Annotated in this window: 16 protein-coding genes; 6 read left to right on the forward strand and 10 right to left on the reverse strand. The window is 57.4% G+C overall.

The window, feature by feature from the left end; all coding sequences use genetic code 11:
* Positions 1–4: 4 nt before the first annotated feature.
* Positions 5–616 carry a TetR/AcrR family transcriptional regulator gene (locus AAFH99_RS04825; protein WP_406828807.1) on the reverse strand — a complete coding sequence of 204 codons (612 nt, stop codon included), beginning with the start codon at positions 614–616 and terminating at the stop codon, positions 5–7.
* 166 nt (positions 617–782) lie between these two features.
* Here AAFH99_RS04825 and AAFH99_RS04830 point away from each other — a divergent pair, with 166 nt between their 5' ends.
* Positions 783–1,853, forward strand: a complete 1,071-nt coding sequence (locus tag AAFH99_RS04830; protein ID WP_406828808.1) for an MBL fold metallo-hydrolase — start codon at positions 783–785, stop codon at positions 1,851–1,853.
* On the opposite strand, the gene AAFH99_RS04835 is transcribed toward AAFH99_RS04830, so the two are convergent.
* The 5 genes from AAFH99_RS04835 to AAFH99_RS04855 all read right to left on the reverse strand — a co-directional run bounded on the left by AAFH99_RS04835 (position 1,821) and on the right by AAFH99_RS04855 (position 6,343).
* On the reverse strand, positions 1,821–2,639 hold the full coding sequence (locus AAFH99_RS04835; protein WP_043320648.1) for a copper resistance protein B: 819 nt from the start codon (positions 2,637–2,639) through the stop codon (positions 1,821–1,823). The two genes, AAFH99_RS04830 and AAFH99_RS04835, sit on opposite strands and share 33 nt — an antisense overlap.
* Before the next feature lie 11 nt (positions 2,640–2,650).
* A complete protein-coding gene (locus tag AAFH99_RS04840) occupies positions 2,651–4,516 on the reverse strand; it encodes a copper resistance system multicopper oxidase (protein ID WP_406828810.1) in 1,866 nt (621 codons plus the stop codon).
* A gap of 8 nt (positions 4,517–4,524) precedes the next feature.
* Positions 4,525–5,043: a DUF411 domain-containing protein gene (locus AAFH99_RS04845; RefSeq protein WP_043320649.1), complete on the reverse strand. Its 519-nt coding sequence runs from the start codon at positions 5,041–5,043 to the stop codon at positions 4,525–4,527.
* 120 nt (positions 5,044–5,163) lie between these two features.
* Positions 5,164–5,544, reverse strand: a complete 381-nt coding sequence (locus AAFH99_RS04850; protein WP_406828811.1) for a hypothetical protein — start codon at positions 5,542–5,544, stop codon at positions 5,164–5,166.
* A 79-nt stretch (positions 5,545–5,623) separates the two neighbouring features.
* Positions 5,624–6,343, reverse strand: a complete 720-nt coding sequence (locus AAFH99_RS04855; protein ID WP_043320651.1) for a 4'-phosphopantetheinyl transferase superfamily protein — start codon at positions 6,341–6,343, stop codon at positions 5,624–5,626.
* 148 nt (positions 6,344–6,491) lie between these two features.
* Between AAFH99_RS04855 and AAFH99_RS04860 the strand changes: the two genes are divergently transcribed.
* From AAFH99_RS04860 to radA, 5 genes are all read left to right on the forward strand, one after another.
* Positions 6,492–6,857: a hypothetical protein gene (locus AAFH99_RS04860; RefSeq protein ID WP_156035403.1), complete on the forward strand. Its 366-nt coding sequence runs from the start codon at positions 6,492–6,494 to the stop codon at positions 6,855–6,857.
* A gap of 72 nt (positions 6,858–6,929) precedes the next feature.
* Positions 6,930–8,270: a TolC family protein gene (locus tag AAFH99_RS04865; protein WP_406828812.1), complete on the forward strand. Its 1,341-nt coding sequence runs from the start codon at positions 6,930–6,932 to the stop codon at positions 8,268–8,270.
* Positions 8,271–8,284: 14 nt separating this feature from the next.
* Complete coding sequence (locus AAFH99_RS04870; RefSeq protein ID WP_197023879.1) at positions 8,285–9,202, forward strand: efflux RND transporter periplasmic adaptor subunit; 918 nt, start codon at positions 8,285–8,287, stop codon at positions 9,200–9,202.
* Positions 9,203–9,213: 11 nt separating this feature from the next.
* The gene (locus AAFH99_RS04875; RefSeq protein ID WP_406828813.1) at positions 9,214–12,369 is read left to right on the forward strand and encodes an efflux RND transporter permease subunit; all 3,156 of its coding nucleotides are present in this window, start codon (positions 9,214–9,216) and stop codon (positions 12,367–12,369) included.
* Between the two features lie 281 nt (positions 12,370–12,650).
* Positions 12,651–14,045 carry a DNA repair protein RadA gene (gene radA / locus AAFH99_RS04880; protein ID WP_406828814.1) on the forward strand — a complete coding sequence of 465 codons (1,395 nt, stop codon included), beginning with the start codon at positions 12,651–12,653 and terminating at the stop codon, positions 14,043–14,045.
* 49 nt (positions 14,046–14,094) lie between these two features.
* On the opposite strand, the gene AAFH99_RS04885 is transcribed toward radA, so the two are convergent.
* From AAFH99_RS04885 to AAFH99_RS04900, 4 genes are all read right to left on the reverse strand, one after another.
* Entirely contained in the window at positions 14,095–14,469 is a 375-nt protein-coding gene (locus tag AAFH99_RS04885) for a hypothetical protein (RefSeq protein ID WP_406828815.1), read from the reverse strand.
* A 2-nt stretch (positions 14,470–14,471) separates the two neighbouring features.
* Entirely contained in the window at positions 14,472–15,449 is a 978-nt protein-coding gene (locus AAFH99_RS04890) for a hypothetical protein (protein WP_406828816.1), read from the reverse strand.
* A gap of 154 nt (positions 15,450–15,603) precedes the next feature.
* Positions 15,604–17,868: a TonB-dependent receptor gene (locus AAFH99_RS04895; RefSeq protein ID WP_406828817.1), complete on the reverse strand. Its 2,265-nt coding sequence runs from the start codon at positions 17,866–17,868 to the stop codon at positions 15,604–15,606.
* Between the two features lie 327 nt (positions 17,869–18,195).
* Positions 18,196–19,641, reverse strand: coding sequence for a coniferyl aldehyde dehydrogenase (locus AAFH99_RS04900; RefSeq protein ID WP_406828818.1), 1,446 nt, complete (start codon positions 19,639–19,641; stop codon positions 18,196–18,198).
* Between the last annotated feature and the right edge of the window lie 121 nt (positions 19,642–19,762).

Raw genomic sequence — 19,762 nt, forward strand, 5'->3', positions numbered from 1 at the left:
GGGATCAGGCTGTGTAGTGGCTCAGAAATAACGCCGCCGTGCGCTCCGCCAGTGCGGCGCGCTCTTTTGGTGTGAGCAGTGGGCTGACCTGCATCAGCTGCGGCCAGAAACAGCTGCCCTTGATCAGGCTGTGAATCTGCTTGCTGCCGATTTCAATATCCAGGTTTTGCAGGCGCCCGTCGGCGGTGGCTGCCTTGAGCCAGCGGGTGATACCGGTCTCAATGGCCGAGAACTTTTCCATCTGCTGACGCAGCGCTTCCGGCTGGTGAAAAAAGTGGTCGAAGGCCACCCGGTTCAGTTCGATATATTCGCGGCTACAGATTACCTCGATCTCCGCCTCGATCAGCTTGCACAGTTGCCGTTTTAAATCGGTATCGGCCTCGTAAACCCCGCCGGCACATTGGGTGGCTTGCTGCCAGAGTTCGCCCATCAGCGTAATGATCAGCGCTTCTTTGCTGGCGAAGTGGTTGTACACGGTGCGCTTGGAGACTTCCGCCAGCGCGGCCAGTTCATCCATGCTGGTATTGTGCACCCCGCGCTCCTGAAACGCTCGCTTGGCAGCCTGTAGAATCGCCTGGCGCTTCAGTTCACTTCTTGTGGGTTTCTTCTCGGTCATCTGACCCTCTGGTCTCACATCGCTCAAATCGGCTTGAGAGGAATTTTACACTAGGCAGTTTACTTTTTGTGATTCGAGATTACACTACACTGTATAGTTTACTTTTTGGGTCAATCCTCGTTTCATCATGAAAGCGCGCTGGTTGGTAATTACAGGGGTAATCGTTATGGCTGTCAGTCTGTTCAAAGGCTGTTCCTCGGCACCGCAGAAGTTTTACAACACGGGCATGGACGCCAGCGCCGGGGCGAGCAACCTGTGGGAAATCACCAAGATGTATCTGCGCGCAGAGCGCAAAGCGCCCACACCCACTGCGCCGCTCCCCATGCGCGATATTTCCGCGGCTGAACTGGCCGAGCCGGAATCTGAGGCCAGGGTTTATCGATTGGGGCATTCCAGTGTATTGATCCGTATGGACGGAGAAACGGTGCTTGCCGATCCGGTGTTCAGTGAGCGCGCGTCGCCGGTGCAGTGGGCGGGCCCCAAGCGTTTTCACCCGCTGCCGTTCGAGCTGTCTTCACTGCCGCAGATCGCGGCGGTGGTGATCAGTCACGATCACTACGACCACCTGGACAAGGGCAGCATTCTGGCGCTGGATGAAAAGGTCGGGCAGTACCTGGTGCCGTTGAAAGTGGGTGATCACCTGCGCCGCTGGGGAATTGCTGAAGACAAAATTGTCGAGCTCGACTGGTGGCAGTCACACACCGTCGGCACACTGAAATTTACCGCCACCCCGGCACAGCATTTTTCCGGGCGCAGTCTGGGGGACCGCGATGAAACCCTCTGGGCCGGTTGGGCGATCGCCGGGCGGGATAGCAATATTTTCTTCAGTGGCGATAGCGGTTATTTCGACGGTTTTCGGGAAATTGGCGAACGGCTGGGGCCCTTTGATCTGACCCTGATCGAAACCGGTGCCTACAATGATCTGTGGAGCAAGATCCATATGCTGCCAGAGCAGAGTGTGCAGGCCCATCTGGACCTGCGAGGCAGGGCGATGATTCCCATCCACAACAGCACCTTTGACCTGGCCCTCCATGACTGGTTCGAGCCGATGGAGCGCGCCGCTGCCGCCGCGTGGGAGAAGAGCGTGCGGATGATTACTCCGGTGATTGGGGCCCCGGTTGCAATCAAAAATCCTCAGGTGATGGATTATTGGTGGCAGGAAGTTATGGCAGCAGAGTCGTCCCCGATGCCACCTGAAAACGGATCAGAACCAGGCGTGCAGCCCGATCACCCATAGGGTTTCACTGACTGACTCCCCGTCCTGCCGTGCGAAGTCTGCGGTATTGCCGAATTTCTTTTCGTAGTTCACGCCGATATAGGGTGCGAACTGCGGGGTAAATTCGTAGCGCAGGCGCAGGCCGGCTTCGATATCGGAAAGGCCGGAGCCGGTGTGGTGCTCGGGAGAATTCTGGCCGAAGAAATTCACTTCGATTTCCGGGCTCAGGATCCATTGCTGGGTGAACAACAGTTCGTACTCGGCTTCAACGCGAAACGCGGTATCTCCGTCTTCACCGATAAACAGTGACGTGTCCACCTCGAAAAAGTAGGGCGCCAGACCGTTCAGGGCAACAACGCCCCAGTTGCGGCTGTCGGTTTCCAGCTCGAAGTCGTGGCGCGCACCAAACTGCAGATCCCAGTAGGGAGCGATGGCGCGGCTGTACAGTGCCTGTAGCTCTTTTTTGGTCGTTCTGGACAGTGCTTTCTCCGTCTCTCCTCCTTCCCGTTCAAACTCAGTTTTCAGCCACAGTTTATTGAAGTCATCGCCAAACCAAAGGCTGCCCTCCAGCGCGCTGCCATCGTGCTCGCGTGCCTCCAGCTGGTCGATGGTGACCTTGGTCAGCAACACCTCGTGATCCATCACGTGATCCGGCTGGTTCGGCGCGTGTTCCAGGTTCGACATGGCTGGTGACGGCGAGTGGTCGTGTTGACCGTGTTGCATATGGTCGTGATCGTGCTGATGCACTCCCTGCTCGGCGAGAGTAAAGGCGGGAACAATCGCGCCCAGTAACAAAAAGTTTTTCATTGACCTCATCGTTAAACCACCCTCACTTCGCGGAACATGCCCGGCATGTGATACAGCAGATGGCAGTGGTAGGCCCAGCGCCCGTAGGCATCTGCCGTTACCAGGTAGCTGATGGTGGAACCGGGCTGCACGAGTACCGTGTGTTTGCGGGGAATAAATTCCGCATCACCGGTTTCCAGTTCGCTCCACATACCGTGTAGGTGAATGGGGTGGGTCATCATGGTGTCGTTCACCAGGGTGATCCGCAGACGCTCGCCGTATTTCAGTATCAGCGGTTCGGCATTGGCGAACTTGATCCCGTCCATGGACCACATATAGCGCTCCATATTGCCGGTGAGATGCAGCTGGATTTCCCGCTGCGGTTCGCGCCGGTCGATGGTGGGGGTGAGGTTGCGGATATCCGCGTAGGTGAGCACGCGGCGGCCGTAGCGGCTCTGGTGATCGCGCAGGCCGATGCCCGGGTCATGCAGACCATTCGCCGGCATATCCGCGCGCATATCGACACCGGGGCCGTACTCGCTGGCGTGGTGTCGCACCGGCGCGTTGCTGCCGAAGCCGGCACGGCCGAGGCCGCTGGTTTTTCCCGGCATCTGGTGGCCGGCGTGCTGGCCCATGTGCTGGCTGTGATCCATGGCGCTCATATCGTGGCCAGAGTGATCCATGCCGTTCATGCTGCCCATGTCGTGGCCGCTGTGGTCCATGCCACTCATACCGCCCATATCATGGCCGGAATGATCCATGCCCATATCGCGATGGGTCAGCACCGGGGCGTAATCCATCGCCGGTACTTCGGCGCGCAACTCCGGGTGCGGCGTCAAGGTGCCGCGGGCGTAACCACTACGGTCGATGGTCTGGGCGAACAGGGTGTAGGCGCGGTCGTCGGCGGGTTCCACCACCACGTCATAGGTTTCCGCAACGCCGATGCGGAATTCGTCCACGCTCACCGGTTCGATGTTCTGTCCGTCGCTCGCCACCACGGTCATTTTCAGTCCCGGAATACGAATATCGAAAATGGACATGGCGGAGCCGTTGATAAAACGCAGGCGCACCTTCTCGCCCCGCTTGAACTGTGCCATAAAGTTGGCGTCCGGCGTCTGACCGTTCATCAGGTAGGTGTAGGTGTAACCGGTGACGTCGGAGATGTCGCGGTCGGACATGCGCATCTCGTTCCACATCTTGCGGTCGCGCCAGGTCTGGGCCACGCCCTTCTGGCGGACTTCCTCCCACAGGTCGCCGGCGGTGCGACGGCGGCGGTTGTAGTAGTGGCCTTCCTTTTTGAGCTTGGTGTAAATGTCGTGAGGCGACTCGTCGCTCCAGTCGGTGAGCAGGATCACGTGGTCGCGATCATAGGTCACCGGGTCCGGTTCGGCCGGGTCAATCACAATGGCGCCGTAGTGACCCTGTTGCTCCTGGAAATCCGAGTGGCTGTGGTACCAGTAGGTACCGGACTGGGTGATCGGAAACTCGTAGGTGAAGGTTTCCCCGGGACGAATACCGTTGAAACTGAGCCCGGGTACGCCGTCCATATTGCTCGGCAGGATCAGACCGTGCCAGTGGATGGAGGTGTCGTGAGCCAGGTGGTTGGTGACATTGATGGTGACGGTGTCCCCTTCCTTCCAGCGCAGCACCGGCGCCGGTACACCACCATTGACCGCCACTGCGGTGCGCTCACGGCCGGTGAAATTGACCGGCAGATAGTTCACGTGCAGATCAAAGCGATTGCCGCGCAAAACTTCGGGTAGAGGGTTGACCGTCTGTGCCGCGGACTCCCGGCTCGCGGGCAGTCCCGCGAGCGCGGCACCGGCGGCCATGCCGGTGACAAAGCGCCGTCGGGAAACCGGCAGCGTAGTAACGCGCTGATCAAATAACTTCTTCATTACGCGACTCAGAACTGTTGCTCGGCGTTTTCGATGCGGGCGTAGACGCTGTGTCCACCGTCCTTGTGCAGCAGCACCACGTCATAGGGGGTAAAGCGGTCGCCCACTTCCATGCCCGGACTGCCCAGGGGCATCGCCGGGACCGCCAGACCGCGGGCATTGGCGGGTGGGTTCTGTAAAAACTGGCGGATAAATTTGGCCGGTACGTGCCCCTCAAAAACATAGTCATTGTCGGAAACGCTGGTGTGGCAGGACTGGAATTCCGGGGCGATGTTGAAGCGGTTCTTCACGCCGTTCAGGTCATCCACATCCTTTGCGTCCACCGCAAAGCCCTGCTCGCTGGCGTGCTCCACCCACAGTTTGCAGCAACCACAGGTGGCGGATTTGTATGTGGTGAGCGCGATGGCCGGTTGAGTGGAAGTCGTTTCGGCTACCCGGTTTGATGCGGCGTTCTGGGGTTGTTGCGCGCGGTCGCAGCCGGCACTGAGCAGGGCAGCGCCCAGCAGTAATGCAGTAAAAAATTTCACGGTACTGGTCTCTCAAAAAGTTGGAATGCGATCGATTGCCGGATTTCCGGCGAGGGATCGGATTGTCAGAAAATCAACAGAGAGGCAGCATGCGCCAGCGGTGGGCGCACCTGTCCTGTGTCAGGCAGGTATGGGTGGGCGAATATCGGATTCCGGCGCAGGCGAAGAGTCCAGCGGCCGGTAGGCAGTAGAGGATAAATTGCGGATAAGGAATTCGGTGTCTGCCACCGTGGTAGGCAAGGCGCTGGCACAGTGGCCAGGGCAGCAGCTGCAAGCCTGGTCACAGTCGTGTGGCGAGCCCGTGGCAGAGGCATCCTCGCAGGCGCCATTGCTGCAGTGAGCAACTTCCGCGGGCTGGTGATGCTTGGGGGAGGAAATACTGTGGCTGACTTCGGCAACCGTCGTTTCGGCCTCTTCGCCCTCATGGCACGGCTGCGCCAGCGCTTCGCCACCAAGGGCAAGCAGTGCGAGCAGCAGGAATGTGCGGAAGACGTTGGTCATTGTGCTGGTTGAGTGAAATTTATCCGACGGGAATCTTAGGTGGGAATACCCGCGCGTGCAAGTCGACGCCCTTGGTGACTCAGCCGGGAAGGCCGCGCAGGATACGCTCCTGAGTGATCTCGCCAATTCCGCCATCGATGCCTGCGACCGCCAGGTGCAGGTGGCTTGCGTCCGGCAGCGGCAGCATGGCGTAGTGAAACTGCCAGGGCTCGGCAGCGCCCGGGAGGTCGTCGGCGAACTGGATACCCTGCCCCAGATGGAAACCCGCCAGATTAATGCGGGAGAGCCCTTCCGAGATACCGGTACCGCGACCTTTGAAGAACGCCTCTTTCATCGTCCACAGGCGGTAAAAGTGCACGGGTAACAGTTCAGGTGGTGAGGCTGTTAGCAGCGACCGTTCGTCCGGGTGAAAATAGTGATTGGCGATACCCAGGAAGTCGCGCTTTCGTACCGGTTGTTCGATATCCACACCGATATCCGCCTCACAACTTACTGTGAGCGCAATCCACTGGCCGCTGTGGCTGAGACTGAAGCGGAGTTCGGGCACATCAAGAAGTTGCGGCTTGCCGGACTCCGCAATCTCAAACTGCAGGCTCTCTGGCGACTTCCCACTGATGCTCCCGAGTACCCGGCGCATCAGTGCGCGACTCAACAGGAAGCGATAACGGGCTTCCTCACTCCTGTAGCGTTCCCGCCGCGTGCGCTCGTCGTTGCTCAGCAGAGTTTCAAGGGCTCGGGCATCGTCACTGCCCGAGGGAATATCATTGATATGTAAAAGCCAGACTGCCGGTAAGGTCATTGCGCTAAAAAAATCAGAAATTGTGAAGTCATGCTAATCCCTGACCGGGAGGGCTGCCAGTGCTTTGAGTATTCTGGTGTTATTTGATAGTTTTGGCGGCTCTAGGGAGCCTCTGATCAAGCCCCTCTTTTATGACGGTTTTTGCCACATGCCAACACTCTCCATTAATGCCCTGTTTGGCTATCTGCTGCTGACGCTGCTGGTGATCCAGCAGGCGACGGCGTGCTATGAGGGCCATGGAGATTTGGCAGAGCCAGTTGCAAACGCGGTCGTGGCGCAATCGCTGGTGGACTGTAGTGATTCAGACAGCGGCAGTCCCTGTGATGCAGCGGAGCTGGCCGGGCTGGATCAGGAGTGCAATCACTGCTGCCACTGTCATGCCGGCACCAGCCTGTGCCTGCCCGCAGGGCACTATGCGCAGTGGCCCATTCCCGGTATACGCTGGCTCGCTACTATAGACAGCACCTTTCCTCACGAGATTATCTCCGCCCTCTACCGACCTCCCATTGCCTGAGTGAACTGAAAATTCCGCGGATTCGACGCGCATCCGCGCACCGAACTTCAACCCTCACTCGGGAATTGTTTTATGTCTTTTCTTGCGACACCCGGTTACCGGTGTCTGTATGCTACTGCACGTATGCTGTTTGTATTCGCAGCATGCATTCCACTGTTATGCGTCCCCGTACAGACCGCTTTTGCCCAGAACCGCGATGCGCGGCCGTCGATCACCCTGTCGGAGGCCATCGCCAGAACGCTGAATCACCACCCCTCGCTCGCGGTCTTTGAGTACCGCCAGCAGTCCCTGGATGGCCGCGCACAAACGGCGGATCTGCGCCCCGCGCTCAACCTGGATATGGAGCTTGAGAATTTCGCCGGCACCGACGGCAGCGAAAATACGGAGATTACCGTCGGCCTGTCTTCGGTGATCGAGCTGGGTGGTAAACGCAATGCCCGCGGAGAGATGGTCGCCAGTGAGCGGCGGCTGTTGAATCTGGAGCGTGAAATCCAGGCGCTGGATCTGCTCGGCGAGGTGACCCGGCGCTACGTTCAGGTGCTCTCGGTCTCCGAACGTGTGGCGCTGGCAAAAGACACCGTGCAACTGGCGGAGGGCGCTCTGGCTTCGGTGACGGCGCGGGTCCGCGCCGGGGCCGCACCCACCGCAGAGAAGCTGCGCGCATCGGCGGCGCTTTCCCGTGCACAGCTACAGCAGCAGCGTCTGGAAAAGCAATTGCATGCGGAGCGGATCGCGCTGGCGGCCATGTGGGGGGAGGCCAATGGGGACTTCTCTGTAGCTGGAGGGCAGTTGTACCGGATGCCGCAGGCCGACGATTTCCAGAATTATCTCGCCCGCGCCGAGCAGAATCCCCTGCTGATGCGCTTCGCTTCCGAGGCGCGCGTGCAGCAGGCGCAGCTGCGACTGGCAAGCAGCGCCGCCCACGCCGATGTGAGTTGGGGTTTGGGGGTGCGCCAGAGCAATGAGACCGACAGTACCTCCCTGGTAGCGGGGCTCAGTGTGCCGCTGTTCAGTGGCCGTCGCGCCCGGGGGGAAATTGCCAGTGCCCGCGCCGCCCTGCAGGGTACCGCCGCGCGTGAGGATACCGCGCGTTTGCAGTTGCATACCCAGCTGTATCGCGCTTATGCGGATCGCGCCCAGGGGGTGCAGTCCGTGCGACGCCTGCGCGAGGAGATTATTCCCACGCTGACCCGCGCCATGGGGGAAACCGAGACCCTGTATCGCGCCGGTCGCTACACCTATCAGGACTGGGTGGCGGCGAGGGAAGAATTACTCGATGCCCGCAGCGCACTGATCGACAGTGCCACGCAAGCGCTGCTGGCGGGGGCTGAAATGGAACAGCTTACCGCGGCACCGCTTCTCGCCAATAACCCTGTGTCCTCGGCTGCACCAGCGACAGTGAATGAAAAATGATTTCAGGTAACACCATGTTCAAGACAGTAAATATTGCCGTATTTTTACTCGCACTTTCTGCTGCGGGCTGGGCCAGCGATGACCATCATCATGAAGATCATCACGAAGAAGGCCATCATGACGAAAGCGTGGTAGAGCTTTCCGACACCACACTTGCCCGCGCCGGTGTTGCCGTTGCTACGGCTGGAGCCAGGGCAATCGAGTCCACCGTTACTCTCTACGGAAAACTGCAACCGGAGCCCACCGCGATCAGCCATATTCGCGCGCGCTATCCCGGCCTGGTCTCCAGAATAGCCGTCAGCATTGGCGACCCGGTCAAGAAAGGCCAGCTACTCGCATCCATCAATTCCAATGAAAGTCTGCAGGAGTACACACTGCGCGCCCCCTTTGACGGAGTCGTGATTGAAAAGCACGCGGGTCCCGGGGAGTTTGTCAGTGAACAGGTGCTGTTTACGGTCGCGGATTACAGCAAACTGTGGGCCGACCTGCAGGTATTTCCCGAACGCCTTGGCCGTGTGCAACGTGGGCAACCGGTAGAAATCATTGCCGGTGAGCAGTCGTACCGGGGTGCGATTGGAAATTTGGTGCCCGCTGCAAACGGTGCGCCTTTTCGGCGTGTGCGGGTACCGCTGGATAACCATAATGGCAGTTGGTCGTCAGGGATTTTCGTCCGCGGCCGAGTAACCGTCGATGAAAAACCTGTAGCGATCGCTATCGACAATCGCGCATTGCAGACTCTGGAAGGTGAACCAGTAATTTTTGTCGAAACCAGACCTAACCACTTTGAAGCGCGCCCGGTGCGCCTTGGGTTGCGCGGAAGCGAATTCAGTGAAGTGCTGGGCGGCATCCAGGCGGGTGAGCGCTACGTGGCGGAAAATAGCTATCTGATCAAGGCCGAATTGAAAAAGTCGGCCGCCGGCCACGCGCATTGAGGGAATTTCGCATGATTGAATCCATATTGCGCTTTGCCATCGAGCGCCGCGTGCTGGTGCTTTTCAGCAGTCTGATTATCGTTGCCCTGGGATTGTGGAGTTATCAGCGACTGCCTATCGACGCGGTGCCGGACATTACCAATGTCCAGGTGCAGATCCTTACCGAAGCGCCGGGTTATTCACCTCTTGAATCGGAGCAACGGGTCACCTATCCGGTGGAAACCGCACTGGCGGGGCTGCCACAACTTGAATATACCCGCAGCCTATCACGCTACGGCCTGTCCCAGGTCACCGCGGTGTTTCGCGAAGGCACCGACATCTACTTTGCTCGCAACCTGATCGCCAACCGCCTCACCTCCATTCGCAGCCAGCTGCCCGCAGGGCTGGAACCCACCATGGGCCCTATCGCTACCGGCCTCGGGGAAATTTTTCTGTACACGGTCAGCGCGGCGGAGGATGCACGACAGCCGGATGGAGCGCCCTACGACAGTACCGCATTGCGGGAAATCCAGGACTGGATCATCAAACCGCAGCTGGCGCTGGTGCCAGGGGTGACCGAGGTAAATGCCATCGGCGGGTTCCGCAAACAATTTCATGTCACACCGGATCCGCAAAAGTTGCTGACGTTTGGCGTCACTATGGCGGATGTGATTGCGGCACTGCAGCGCAGTAACCAGAGCCGCGGGGCCGGTTTTGTAGAAGTTGGAGGAAATCAGTTACTGGTGCGCTCCCCTGGCCAATTGAAGTCGATTACCGATATTGAAAGTGTCGTCGTGAAATCGGCCGGAGGTCGCGAGCGCGATGAATTCCTGGCTCCGATCACCGTTGCCGATATTGGTAGCGTTGCGATTGGCCGGGAATTGAGAACTGGCGCTGCCATGGAAAACGGTCGCGAAACCGTACTGGGAACGGTGATGATGTTGCTGGGCGAAAATTCGCGCACCGTAGCGGCCGATCTCGGGGAAGCGCTGCAGAAAGTACAGCACTCGCTACCTGAGGGTGTGAAGGTCGAGGCCGTCTACGACCGCACGCGTCTGGTAGACCGCGCCATCAATACCGTTCAGAAAAATCTTCTGGAAGGTGCACTTCTGGTGATCGCGGTGTTATTTCTGATGTTGGGAAATCTCCGTGCCGCATTGATCACTGCCGCGGTGATCCCTCTGGCGATGCTCGCCACACTCACCGGAATGCTGGGTGCCGGTATCTCCGCAAATCTGATGAGCCTCGGTGCGTTGGATTTCGGGTTGATAGTCGACGGTGCGGTAATCATCGTGGAAAACGCTACCCGGCGTCTGGCGCAGGCCAGTCACGGCCGCGATTCGGAGCTTCCGCTCAGGCAGCGTCTGGACATAGTGTATACCGCCACCAATGAAGTTATCCGGCCCAGTGTGTTGGGAGTGCTGATTATTACTCTGGTGTATATACCCCTGTTTTCGCTCACCGGCGTGGAGGGCAAGATGTTCCACCCGATGGCGGCCACGGTGGTGATGGCGCTACTCGCGGCCATGGTGTTCTGTTTTACCCTGGTGCCGGCGGCGGTGGCGGTATTCCTGCGTGGGAATATTCGCGAGCGGGAAAATGTCGCGGTGCGCAGTCTGAAATCTCTGTACAAGCCGATACTGATCGCCGCCCTGCAACTGCGCTGGCTGGTAGTTTCTGTGGCGCTGCTACTGGTGCTGTTTTGTGGCTGGCTTGCTACCACTCTGGGTTCGGAGTTTGTGCCACAACTGAACGAAGGTGATATCGCCACCCACGCCCTACGCATTCCCGGCACGGGTTTGGAGCAGGCGGTGAAAATGCAGAAAGAACTGGATGTGTCACTGGGCGCAGTGCCTGAAGTCGCACGGGTATTTTCCCGTATAGGCACTGCGGAAGTCGCAACAGATCCGATGCCACCCAATGTGGCGGATACGTTCATTACCCTGAAACCGCAATCGGAATGGCCCGACCCGAAGCTACCCCGCGAGGAGTTGATCGAGCGCTTGAAGGCCGCGATTGAGGCGGTGCCAGGAAACAATTACGAATTCACCCAGCCCATCCAGATGCGTTTCAACGAACTGATTTCCGGGGTGCGCGCAGATCTGGCGGTGAAACTCTACGGTGACGATCTCGCCCAGCTGCGACGCTCCGCCGGAGAGATTCTTGCGCAGGTGCAACAGGTCGAGGGTGCGGCAGACGCCCGCCTGGAGCAGGTGGATGGTCTGCCAGTGCTTTCCATAACTCCGCGACGTATGGCGCTCGCCCAGTACGGTTTGGATGTGGAATCTCTACAGGGCTACGTGGCCGCTGCTATCGGTGGCACCAGCGCGGGACTCATGTATTTCGGTGATCGCCGTTTCGAATTGATGGTGCGGTTGCCGGAAGACATTCGACAGAATATCGACGATTTTTCCTCGCTACCGGTTCCCCTTCCCAATGGTGGCTTCGTTCCTCTGGAAGAAGTTGCCGAGCTGACATGGACGGAATTACCTGCCCAGGTGAGCCGGGAAAACGGCAAGCGGCGCATCGTGGTTACCGCCAATGTACGCGGACGCGATCTGGGGTCATTTGTGCAGGCGGTGCGTGAGCGTATCGAGTCGGAAGTGGCGCTGCCCGCTGGCTACTGGCTGGATTACGGTGGCACCTTTGAACAGCTGCGTTCCGCCGGGGACCGGCTTTCCATTGTGGTACCGGTGACGCTGTTGATGATTCTGCTGCTATTGATGATGGCGTTCAGCTCTCTGCGCGATGCATTGATTATCTTTACCGGGGTACCCCTGGCACTCACCGGTGGTGTGCTGGCGTTGTGGCTGCGGGATATGCCGCTATCGATTTCTGCCGGGGTCGGCTTTATCGCGCTCTCAGGCGTGGCGGTGTTGAACGGTCTGGTAATGCTGTCGTTTATTCGTGAGCGCTGGCGAGAGAGTGGTGAGCTGTACACCTCCATAGTGGATGGTGCCATGCTGCGGCTGCGCCCGGTGTTGATGACGGCGCTGGTGGCGAGCCTGGGTTTTGTGCCGATGGCGCTCAATACCGGAACCGGTGCGGAGGTACAGCGTCCGCTGGCGACAGTGGTGATTGGAGGAATTATTTCCTCCACACTGCTCACCCTGGTTGTACTGCCTGTGTTGTACCGATGGGTGCATGAGAGATCCCGTAAATTTTCCCCTGCGGCAGTGGAAGGGTAGAATTGTCGACTTTCTGGGGCCCCTTGTCTGAGGGCCAAGGCTTAGCTTCGTGCCGCAGTGCTACCGGATACTGCGAGGTAGCCTCGCTTACGAAGCCCTAAATTTTTCGAGAAGGTGTCGATATCGGGTGTGAACTTCTGAGACCTTCCGCGAGAGGGACCTCGCGGAAGAGCCCCCATGGATGGGTTCACGGCGTGTCTCAGAAGTTCACACCCGATAGGGGCATCGCCACAGCACTAAAAAAGAGCTAATACCACCGCACCCTGAACAGAGAGAAAACCTTGGCCAAAAAATCCAAAACCGCGTTTGTCTGCAATGAGTGCGGAGCCGACTACACAAAATGGGCGGGGCAGTGTAATGCCTGTGGGGCCTGGAACAGCCTGAGTGAAGTGCGGCTGGGGCCTGCGCATACCGATAGCCGCGCGGCAAATTTTACCGACGCACAGGCGGGCTACGCGGGCGCGGCGGGGCAGGGCAAGGTTCAGAAGCTTTCCGAGATTGATCTCAGTGAGCTGCCCCGAATTCCCACCAATGCCAGTGAACTGGATCGGGTGCTGGGTGGTGGGCTGGTGCCGGGTTCGGTGGTGCTGATTGGTGGTCATCCCGGTGCGGGTAAGTCCACCGTACTGTTGCAGACCCTGTGTCACCTCTCGCAGAAGCTACCCGCTCTGTATGTAACAGGGGAGGAGTCCCTACAGCAGGTAGCCATGCGCGCTAAGCGATTGGGGCTGCCCGCAGATCATCTGCAGATGCTTTCGGAAACCAACGTCGAGCAGATCTGTCTCACCGCCGGTGAGGTGAAGCCCAAGGTGATGGTGGTGGATTCCATTCAGGTCATGCATATGGCCGAAGTACAGTCCGCGCCCGGCTCCGTAGCGCAGGTGCGCGAGAGCGCGGCGTATCTGACGCGCTTCGCCAAGCAGACAGGAACCGCATTGATCCTGGTGGGCCATGTCACCAAAGACGGCACCCTCGCAGGGCCAAAAGTGCTCGAGCACATCATCGACTGCTCCATCATGCTCGAAGGTACCCACGACTCCCGCTTCCGTACTCTGCGCGCACACAAAAACCGCTTTGGCGCGGTCAATGAACTGGGGGTGTTTGCGATGACCGAACAGGGCCTCAAGGAAGTCTCCAACCCCTCCGCCATTTTCCTGCAGCGCGCCGATGAAATCGCTGCGGGTTCGGTGGTGACTTCCGTGTGGGAAGGTACTCGCCCGCTACTGGTCGAACTGCAGGCGTTGGTGGACGATAGCAGCCTCGGCAACCCGCGTAGGGTTGCGGTGGGGCTGGATCAAAACCGCCTGAACATGCTGCTCGCAGTGCTGCACCGCCACGGCGGTGTGCTGGTGGGCGATCAGGATGTGTTTATCAATGTGGTGGGCGGTGTGAAGGTTATGGAAACCAGCGCTGATCTGACGCTGCTGATGGCCGTGGTTTCGAGTTTCCGCAATCGGACCCTGGACCGGGATCTGATGATTTTTGGTGAGGTAGGTCTGGCTGGTGAAATTCGCCCGGTACCTTCTGGTCAGGAACGGCTGAGAGAAGCGGCAAAACATGGCTTCCGCAAGGCGATTGTGCCGGCCGCAAATCGGCTTAAAACCGATATAGAGGGTATGCAGGTAATTCCGGTGAAATCGTTGTCTGAAGCTCTTGATGCGTTGGATATGCGTTAGGTTTACACGGCCGGCGAATTGGTGGGCTTCTTTATATCATGGTGGGCAGTTAGGACAAGAGCCCCAATTTGTTGAGCCCAATCAACGCTAGCATGCTCATGGCAGACCCGATGAGTGACCAGAAAAATATAATGGCGATAACTTTATCAAAAGAATTTGTGTTTTTTGCGATGAGCTCTGAATTCGCGTGCAAGAACGATAGTTGGCCAGATTCCAGAAACTTGTGAACTTTTCTCGGCGTAGCCAAAGCTTGAGCTACATTCAAAATATCCCAGCCGCTCGCGAACGCGAGGCCTAGTTCGCGTTTTGTTTCAGGGTTTTTCCGTAGCTTCCGAACAGTGACTTGCCCGAAAACTACGTACAAAAATAAACTGAAAAACATAACTGCAGCGCAGCAACCGAGGAGGAATGAAAATGTGCTCATTGCTATTTTCCGTTTAATGTTCCCATTATTCCGTCATACCAACCATCGGCATGCGATTGGGTAACTTCATTCATCGTCATCGCAGCGCCCGCTGACGCCCCAGCCACTGTCAGTCCCCCAACAAGTAGCCCAACCCAGCCAATCGGTGTAGCGGCGACCAGAATCCCTAAAGCCACTGCTCCGATTTTTGCGGTTGCCGCCCCAGTGCCGACACTTAGGCCGAAGCTCAGTGATTCTCTAAACAGATCTCGCTCCCAATAGCCGTCAGCTTGGTAACTGTTATGGACTTTGCCAATGCGGGACCCGAAATCTATCACCGCCAAGCCATTGCCCAGCACTTTCGTGTATTGGCTCAACTTTACCAGCCTGTGCGCCTCAATTTCACTGCTGAGTTGCAATTTCACTACATTCCGGCTGCTGCGAGCAATATTAGTACCGCGCTCGGCACTGGTCAGCGGTGTGCCACGCCGTGAGCGAATATGGCTGGTTACCACGTGCAATTCTGCGCGAAACTGTGCCTGCATACGATTAAAGGCCGTATGCGCCTTTTGCTTTAACTGGGCCTGATTCCCTGCCTTGCTCAGTTTGGCATCCCGATAGGTGAGTAGCGCTACCTGGTACTCCTTTACCGATTTGGCGAAAGCACTGATTCGCTCGCCGTAGACACTAGTCGAAGCGCCAGTCAGGGCGATGTTGTAATCCTTGAGTTGCTCCATCATGACCGCAATCGCCAGTGTATTATCTTCACCAAAGGTAAGCGACAGCTCGGTCACGGGCTGGGATATGTGCTTTGGTGCCAGTAGCGTTTGGATTCGCTTGCCCTGAGCGTCGCTGTGGCCATTTAACAAGTATGGGGTGTTGGCTTTGGCAAATTTGGGAGTGGGGCAATGCAGTTCGGTGAGCTGCTGGATGTTAACGCGACATGCCTGTTGAAGGGCGGGCGAGCTGAGGCTTCTGTTACAGAGGAATACGGTACTCACTTTCAGATCCTTTGAAAATGTGCGAAACAGGAAGGCTGAAAATTCTACCGTCAATATAATCGTTGTTGAAGCGAAATTCGGAGTTTGAGCGTACCAGTCAGCGGTATCTGTGAGGGGTGGGCCGCTCGCATTCGAGCGGCCTTCGGGCTCTGCTTTACATTTTCCAGTTAAACCGCAGACCCGCGGTACGGGGTTGTCCCCATACACCGTAACCCCAATCGGCCCCGAGTGTATTCTGGTAAGTAAAATACTCTTCGTTGGTGAGATTGCGGGCGAAGGCTTCCACGCTATATGCATCGGAAGGGGAGTGCCAACTGACCTTGGCGTTCGCGAGACCGTAGGCGGACTGCATTGAATAGGGGTCGTTTTCTACCTGCAGGTAGTGATCATCCTGCCATGCATAATCGCCCTGGAATACGAGATCACCATTGCTACCCAGACTCTGGTAATAGCGTGCGACCAGGTTGTAAGTAAACCCTGGCGCTGAGGGCAGTTCATTGCCATCGAGGGTGTAAGTGTCAGCGGCAACAACGAAGGACTGCTCGGAATCAAACTCGGTACTGAGCCAACCCGCGCCGGCGATCACTTCAAAATTGTCGGTAATCGGAGCGGTCAGCTCCAGTTCCGCACCGGTTCCGGTTACGTCACCGGCGTTGGTGATAACACTGCCCTCGGCGACGCTGATAAATACCTGCGCCTGAAAATCCTGTACTGAATAGTGGAAGGCGGCGGCGTTCAATCGGTAGACATCGGCAATGGTGGTTTTCAGGCCCAGTTCGAAATTATCGATGGTCTCTGCGCCGACGGGATCGGTGGCGAGATCATTGCGGTTGTAGCTGCCGGAAAAGCCACCGCTTTTAAAACCGGTGGAATAGCTGGCGTAGGCCAGTGTTCTATCACTCGGGCGCCAGTCGATGCCGATGCGGCCGGTGGTAGCCTGATCGCTCAGGTCTTTTTGGGTGTCGACGGCATCTGGATAAAAACTGGGGCCAGCATCCTGAGAGAAATCCCGTTCTTCTTCGGTGTAGCGTAAACCACTGACCAGGGTAAGCGTGCTGCTAAGATCGTATTCCACCTGCCCGAACAGTGCCCAGGATGTACTGTCGAGAGTAACAATTTCCTGGTGCCACAAGCCGTCTGCGGTGGTCGGTGCCTGGGTGTTCAGACCGCGGTCGTCTTTGTAATAGTAGAAACCGGTTACCCAATTACTGTTTTGAGTCACGCCGTTCAGGCGTACTTCCTGGGTATATTGTTCTGCATCCACGCTGTATTGCTCGTCAAACCACACAGCGGGCAGGCCATCCCCGTCATCCTGAAGGAATTTGTCCAGTTCCTCGTAGGCGGTAATCGAAGTCAGGGTGAAGCCCTCGAAATCCCGTATGAATGTGGCGGATGTGCCGAAGGTATCGATTTCAGTGGCCAGCCCATCGGTCGCACCGCTGGCTACATGTTCGGGGCCGAAGTTACCGTTTACCGCTTCCTCACCTGAAATGCCTCCCAAGCCGGGATTCGCACTGTAACACTTGCCGTTCTGAATCCGTGCGATGGAGCAGGTCGCAGCGCCTTCCTCTGGCGATTCCAAATACCCGAGATGTGCAAAGCCCACAGATTGCTGATCGGCGCGACTTCCATGCACGTTCAGCAAAAGACTGCTGTGGTCCGCGAGGTCGATTTCCAGCTGGGTGCGATAGCCGAAACTGTTGGTGTCATTGAGCTTTTCCTCGGTAACGGCGTTGGTCTGCCATCCGTCATTGTGGGTGCTTTTTACCGCTACACGGCCGCGCATATTGCGATTGATGGGGCCGCTGAGCGTACCCTCAAGAATGCGCTCGGAATAACTGCCATAGCTGGCGCTGGCGGTGGCTTCCAGTGATTCTGTGGGCTTGCGGGAAACGTAGTGTACGAGACCTCCGGTGGTATTGCGGCCGTAGAGTGTGCCCTGTGGGCCGCGCAGTACCTCTACCCGCTCCAGGTCGAACAATTGAATGGCCGAGCCCGCCGGGTTGCCGCGATATACGTCGTCCACATAGATGGAGACGGGGGATTCCCAGGAATCGGAGAAATTCACCAGGCTGATGCCGCGCAGGCTGACGGAGGGACTGGAGGCTTCGCCGAAAATGGCGAAGAAATTCATATTCGGTACTTGCTGGGTAATATCCAGCCCTTCTTCAAAGCCCATTTTTTCGATGGCATCGCCGGAGAATGCACTGACCGCGACGGAGACGTCCTGCAGGGACTGCTCGCGCTTTTGTGCGGTAACGGTGACTTCTTCAAGGACAGATTGCTGGGCGAGGGCAGTGGTGGTGGTAAGCGTGCCGGCGAGTGCAATGGCGGTAGCCAGTAGTCTGCGGCCGGGTAGTAGAGGCTTGAATGTTTGTGTATCAGAATGGTGAGGCTTGCTGCTGTTTGGTGCAGGCATTTTTTTTCTCCTTGTAATCGCACGCGTTCCGTAAGAATCCGAGCTGGATTGCGCGATTGAATAGCGGGCGTCATTGCCCAGAGTGCACGGTGATATTGCATCGCCGCGATGGTGCTGGAAGTTTTCTTAAATGAAATCCAGAAAAAAGAGCGCCAGACTGGCTAAGCTCTGGAAATACCCTAGCAAAAATTACGGTTTTATCGCAATTTTGTTTCGAGTTTGATGGGGCGGGCTTGATGGGGTCGGCTTGAGGAGAGTGGTGTTGGAACCGTATTGCGAAGGCGAAGTTTATTCCCTTCGCAATACGTGGAAAATCAGGAGCTTGCGTTACTTGGTCAAACGCAGCATCAGTTTCATCATTTTATTCGCCAGATTGCCGTAAGGTGGCATCATTAATTTCAGCGGGTCCAACGGGCCCTGGTAGAACACCGGGCGCAATTTGGAAAAGGTCAGGAAACCTTCGTAGCCGTGGTAGTGGCCCATGCCACTTTCGCCAACACCACCGAAAGGAATATCGTGTTGCCCTACGTGCAGTACGGCGTTATTCACGCTGACTCCGCCGGACATCACGTGATCAATGTAATAGTCCCGCAGCTCCTTGTCTTTGGTGAATGGGTAGATCGCCAGCGGACGGTCGCCGCTATTGATGTAGTTGGCCACTTCTTCTCGGTTTTTGTAAGTCTTGATCGGCAATAAAGGCCCGAAAATTTCCCGCTGCATTACTTCCATGTCTTCACTGACATTGACCAGAAGGTGCGCGGGGAATTTTTTCAGTGTGTCGTTGCGGTCACCCTGTCCATCGGTCAGGTCGATTGCGGTCGCGCCTTTCGCCAGCGCATCGTCAAGGGTGCTCCAGATACGCTGGAAGGATCGATCGTCGATTACCGAGGTGTAGTCCGGGTGCTGAATATCCGGGTAGCGTTTTTTGAAAACGCGTTTCGCTTTTTCCACAAACGCATCGACCTTGTCTTCCGGCAGTAACAGGTAGTCTACCGTCGTGCAGATCTGGCCGGCGTTGAACAGCTTCCAGAACAGAACCCGTTCCACCGCGGTATCGGTGTCGTAGTCGGGGCCGACTATCGCCGGGGATTTACCGCCAAGCTCCAGGGTAACCGGGGTCAGATTCGCTGCCGCTGCGGCCATAACCTTGCGCCCGGTTGTTCCAGAACCAGTAAAAATCAGGTGGTCGAATTTGAGGGCGGAGAACTCTATACCGACGCCGCCGGTCTCCTCGAGAAACACCAGTTTATCCTGGGGGAAGTAGTCGCTGCTGATACGTTGCAGCAATGCGGTGAGGTTGCGGGAGTTTTCCGACATTTTCACCATGGCGCGGTTGCCGGCGGCAAAGATATTGATCAGTGGCCCGAAGGACAGGTTGATCGGAAAATTCCACGGCACGATCACACCTACCACACCCAGTGGCTGTGGAATGACCTTGGTCGATGAGGTCGGAAACGCGGTGATGTCGATATGGCGTCGCTGGGGCTTCATCCACTTTTTCAGGCGCTTGATCGTGTCCTTGATACCATCCAGCGCGGGAAAGATTTCCGCGAACAGGGTCTCGTGATGAGAGCGGTTGCCGTAATCCTTGCTTACCGCCTGTACAAGTTCGTCCTGATGGTCGCGGATCATCCGGGCCAGGGATTTCAGATCTTCAACCCGCTGCTGGTAGCTGGGGGTGGGGCTGGCCAGGTAAGCCTGGCGCTGGTTGGCCAGCAGGTTTACCAGGTTTGTGGTTTGGGTTGTTTCACTGGTCAAGGTCTGGGTATTCATGATCGCTTACCTAGCTGTGTTTCCGGTGATACCTGGGGCGGTGTTCCGGATTAGATACGAGTCTGATTTGCACAGGATACGGGTTTTTCCCTGTAGAGAGTTGACCGAAGGCGTCGGCAAA

This window comes from Microbulbifer sp. ARAS458-1, from assembly GCF_045348205.1.
GTDB lineage: Bacteria > Pseudomonadota > Gammaproteobacteria > Pseudomonadales > Cellvibrionaceae > Microbulbifer.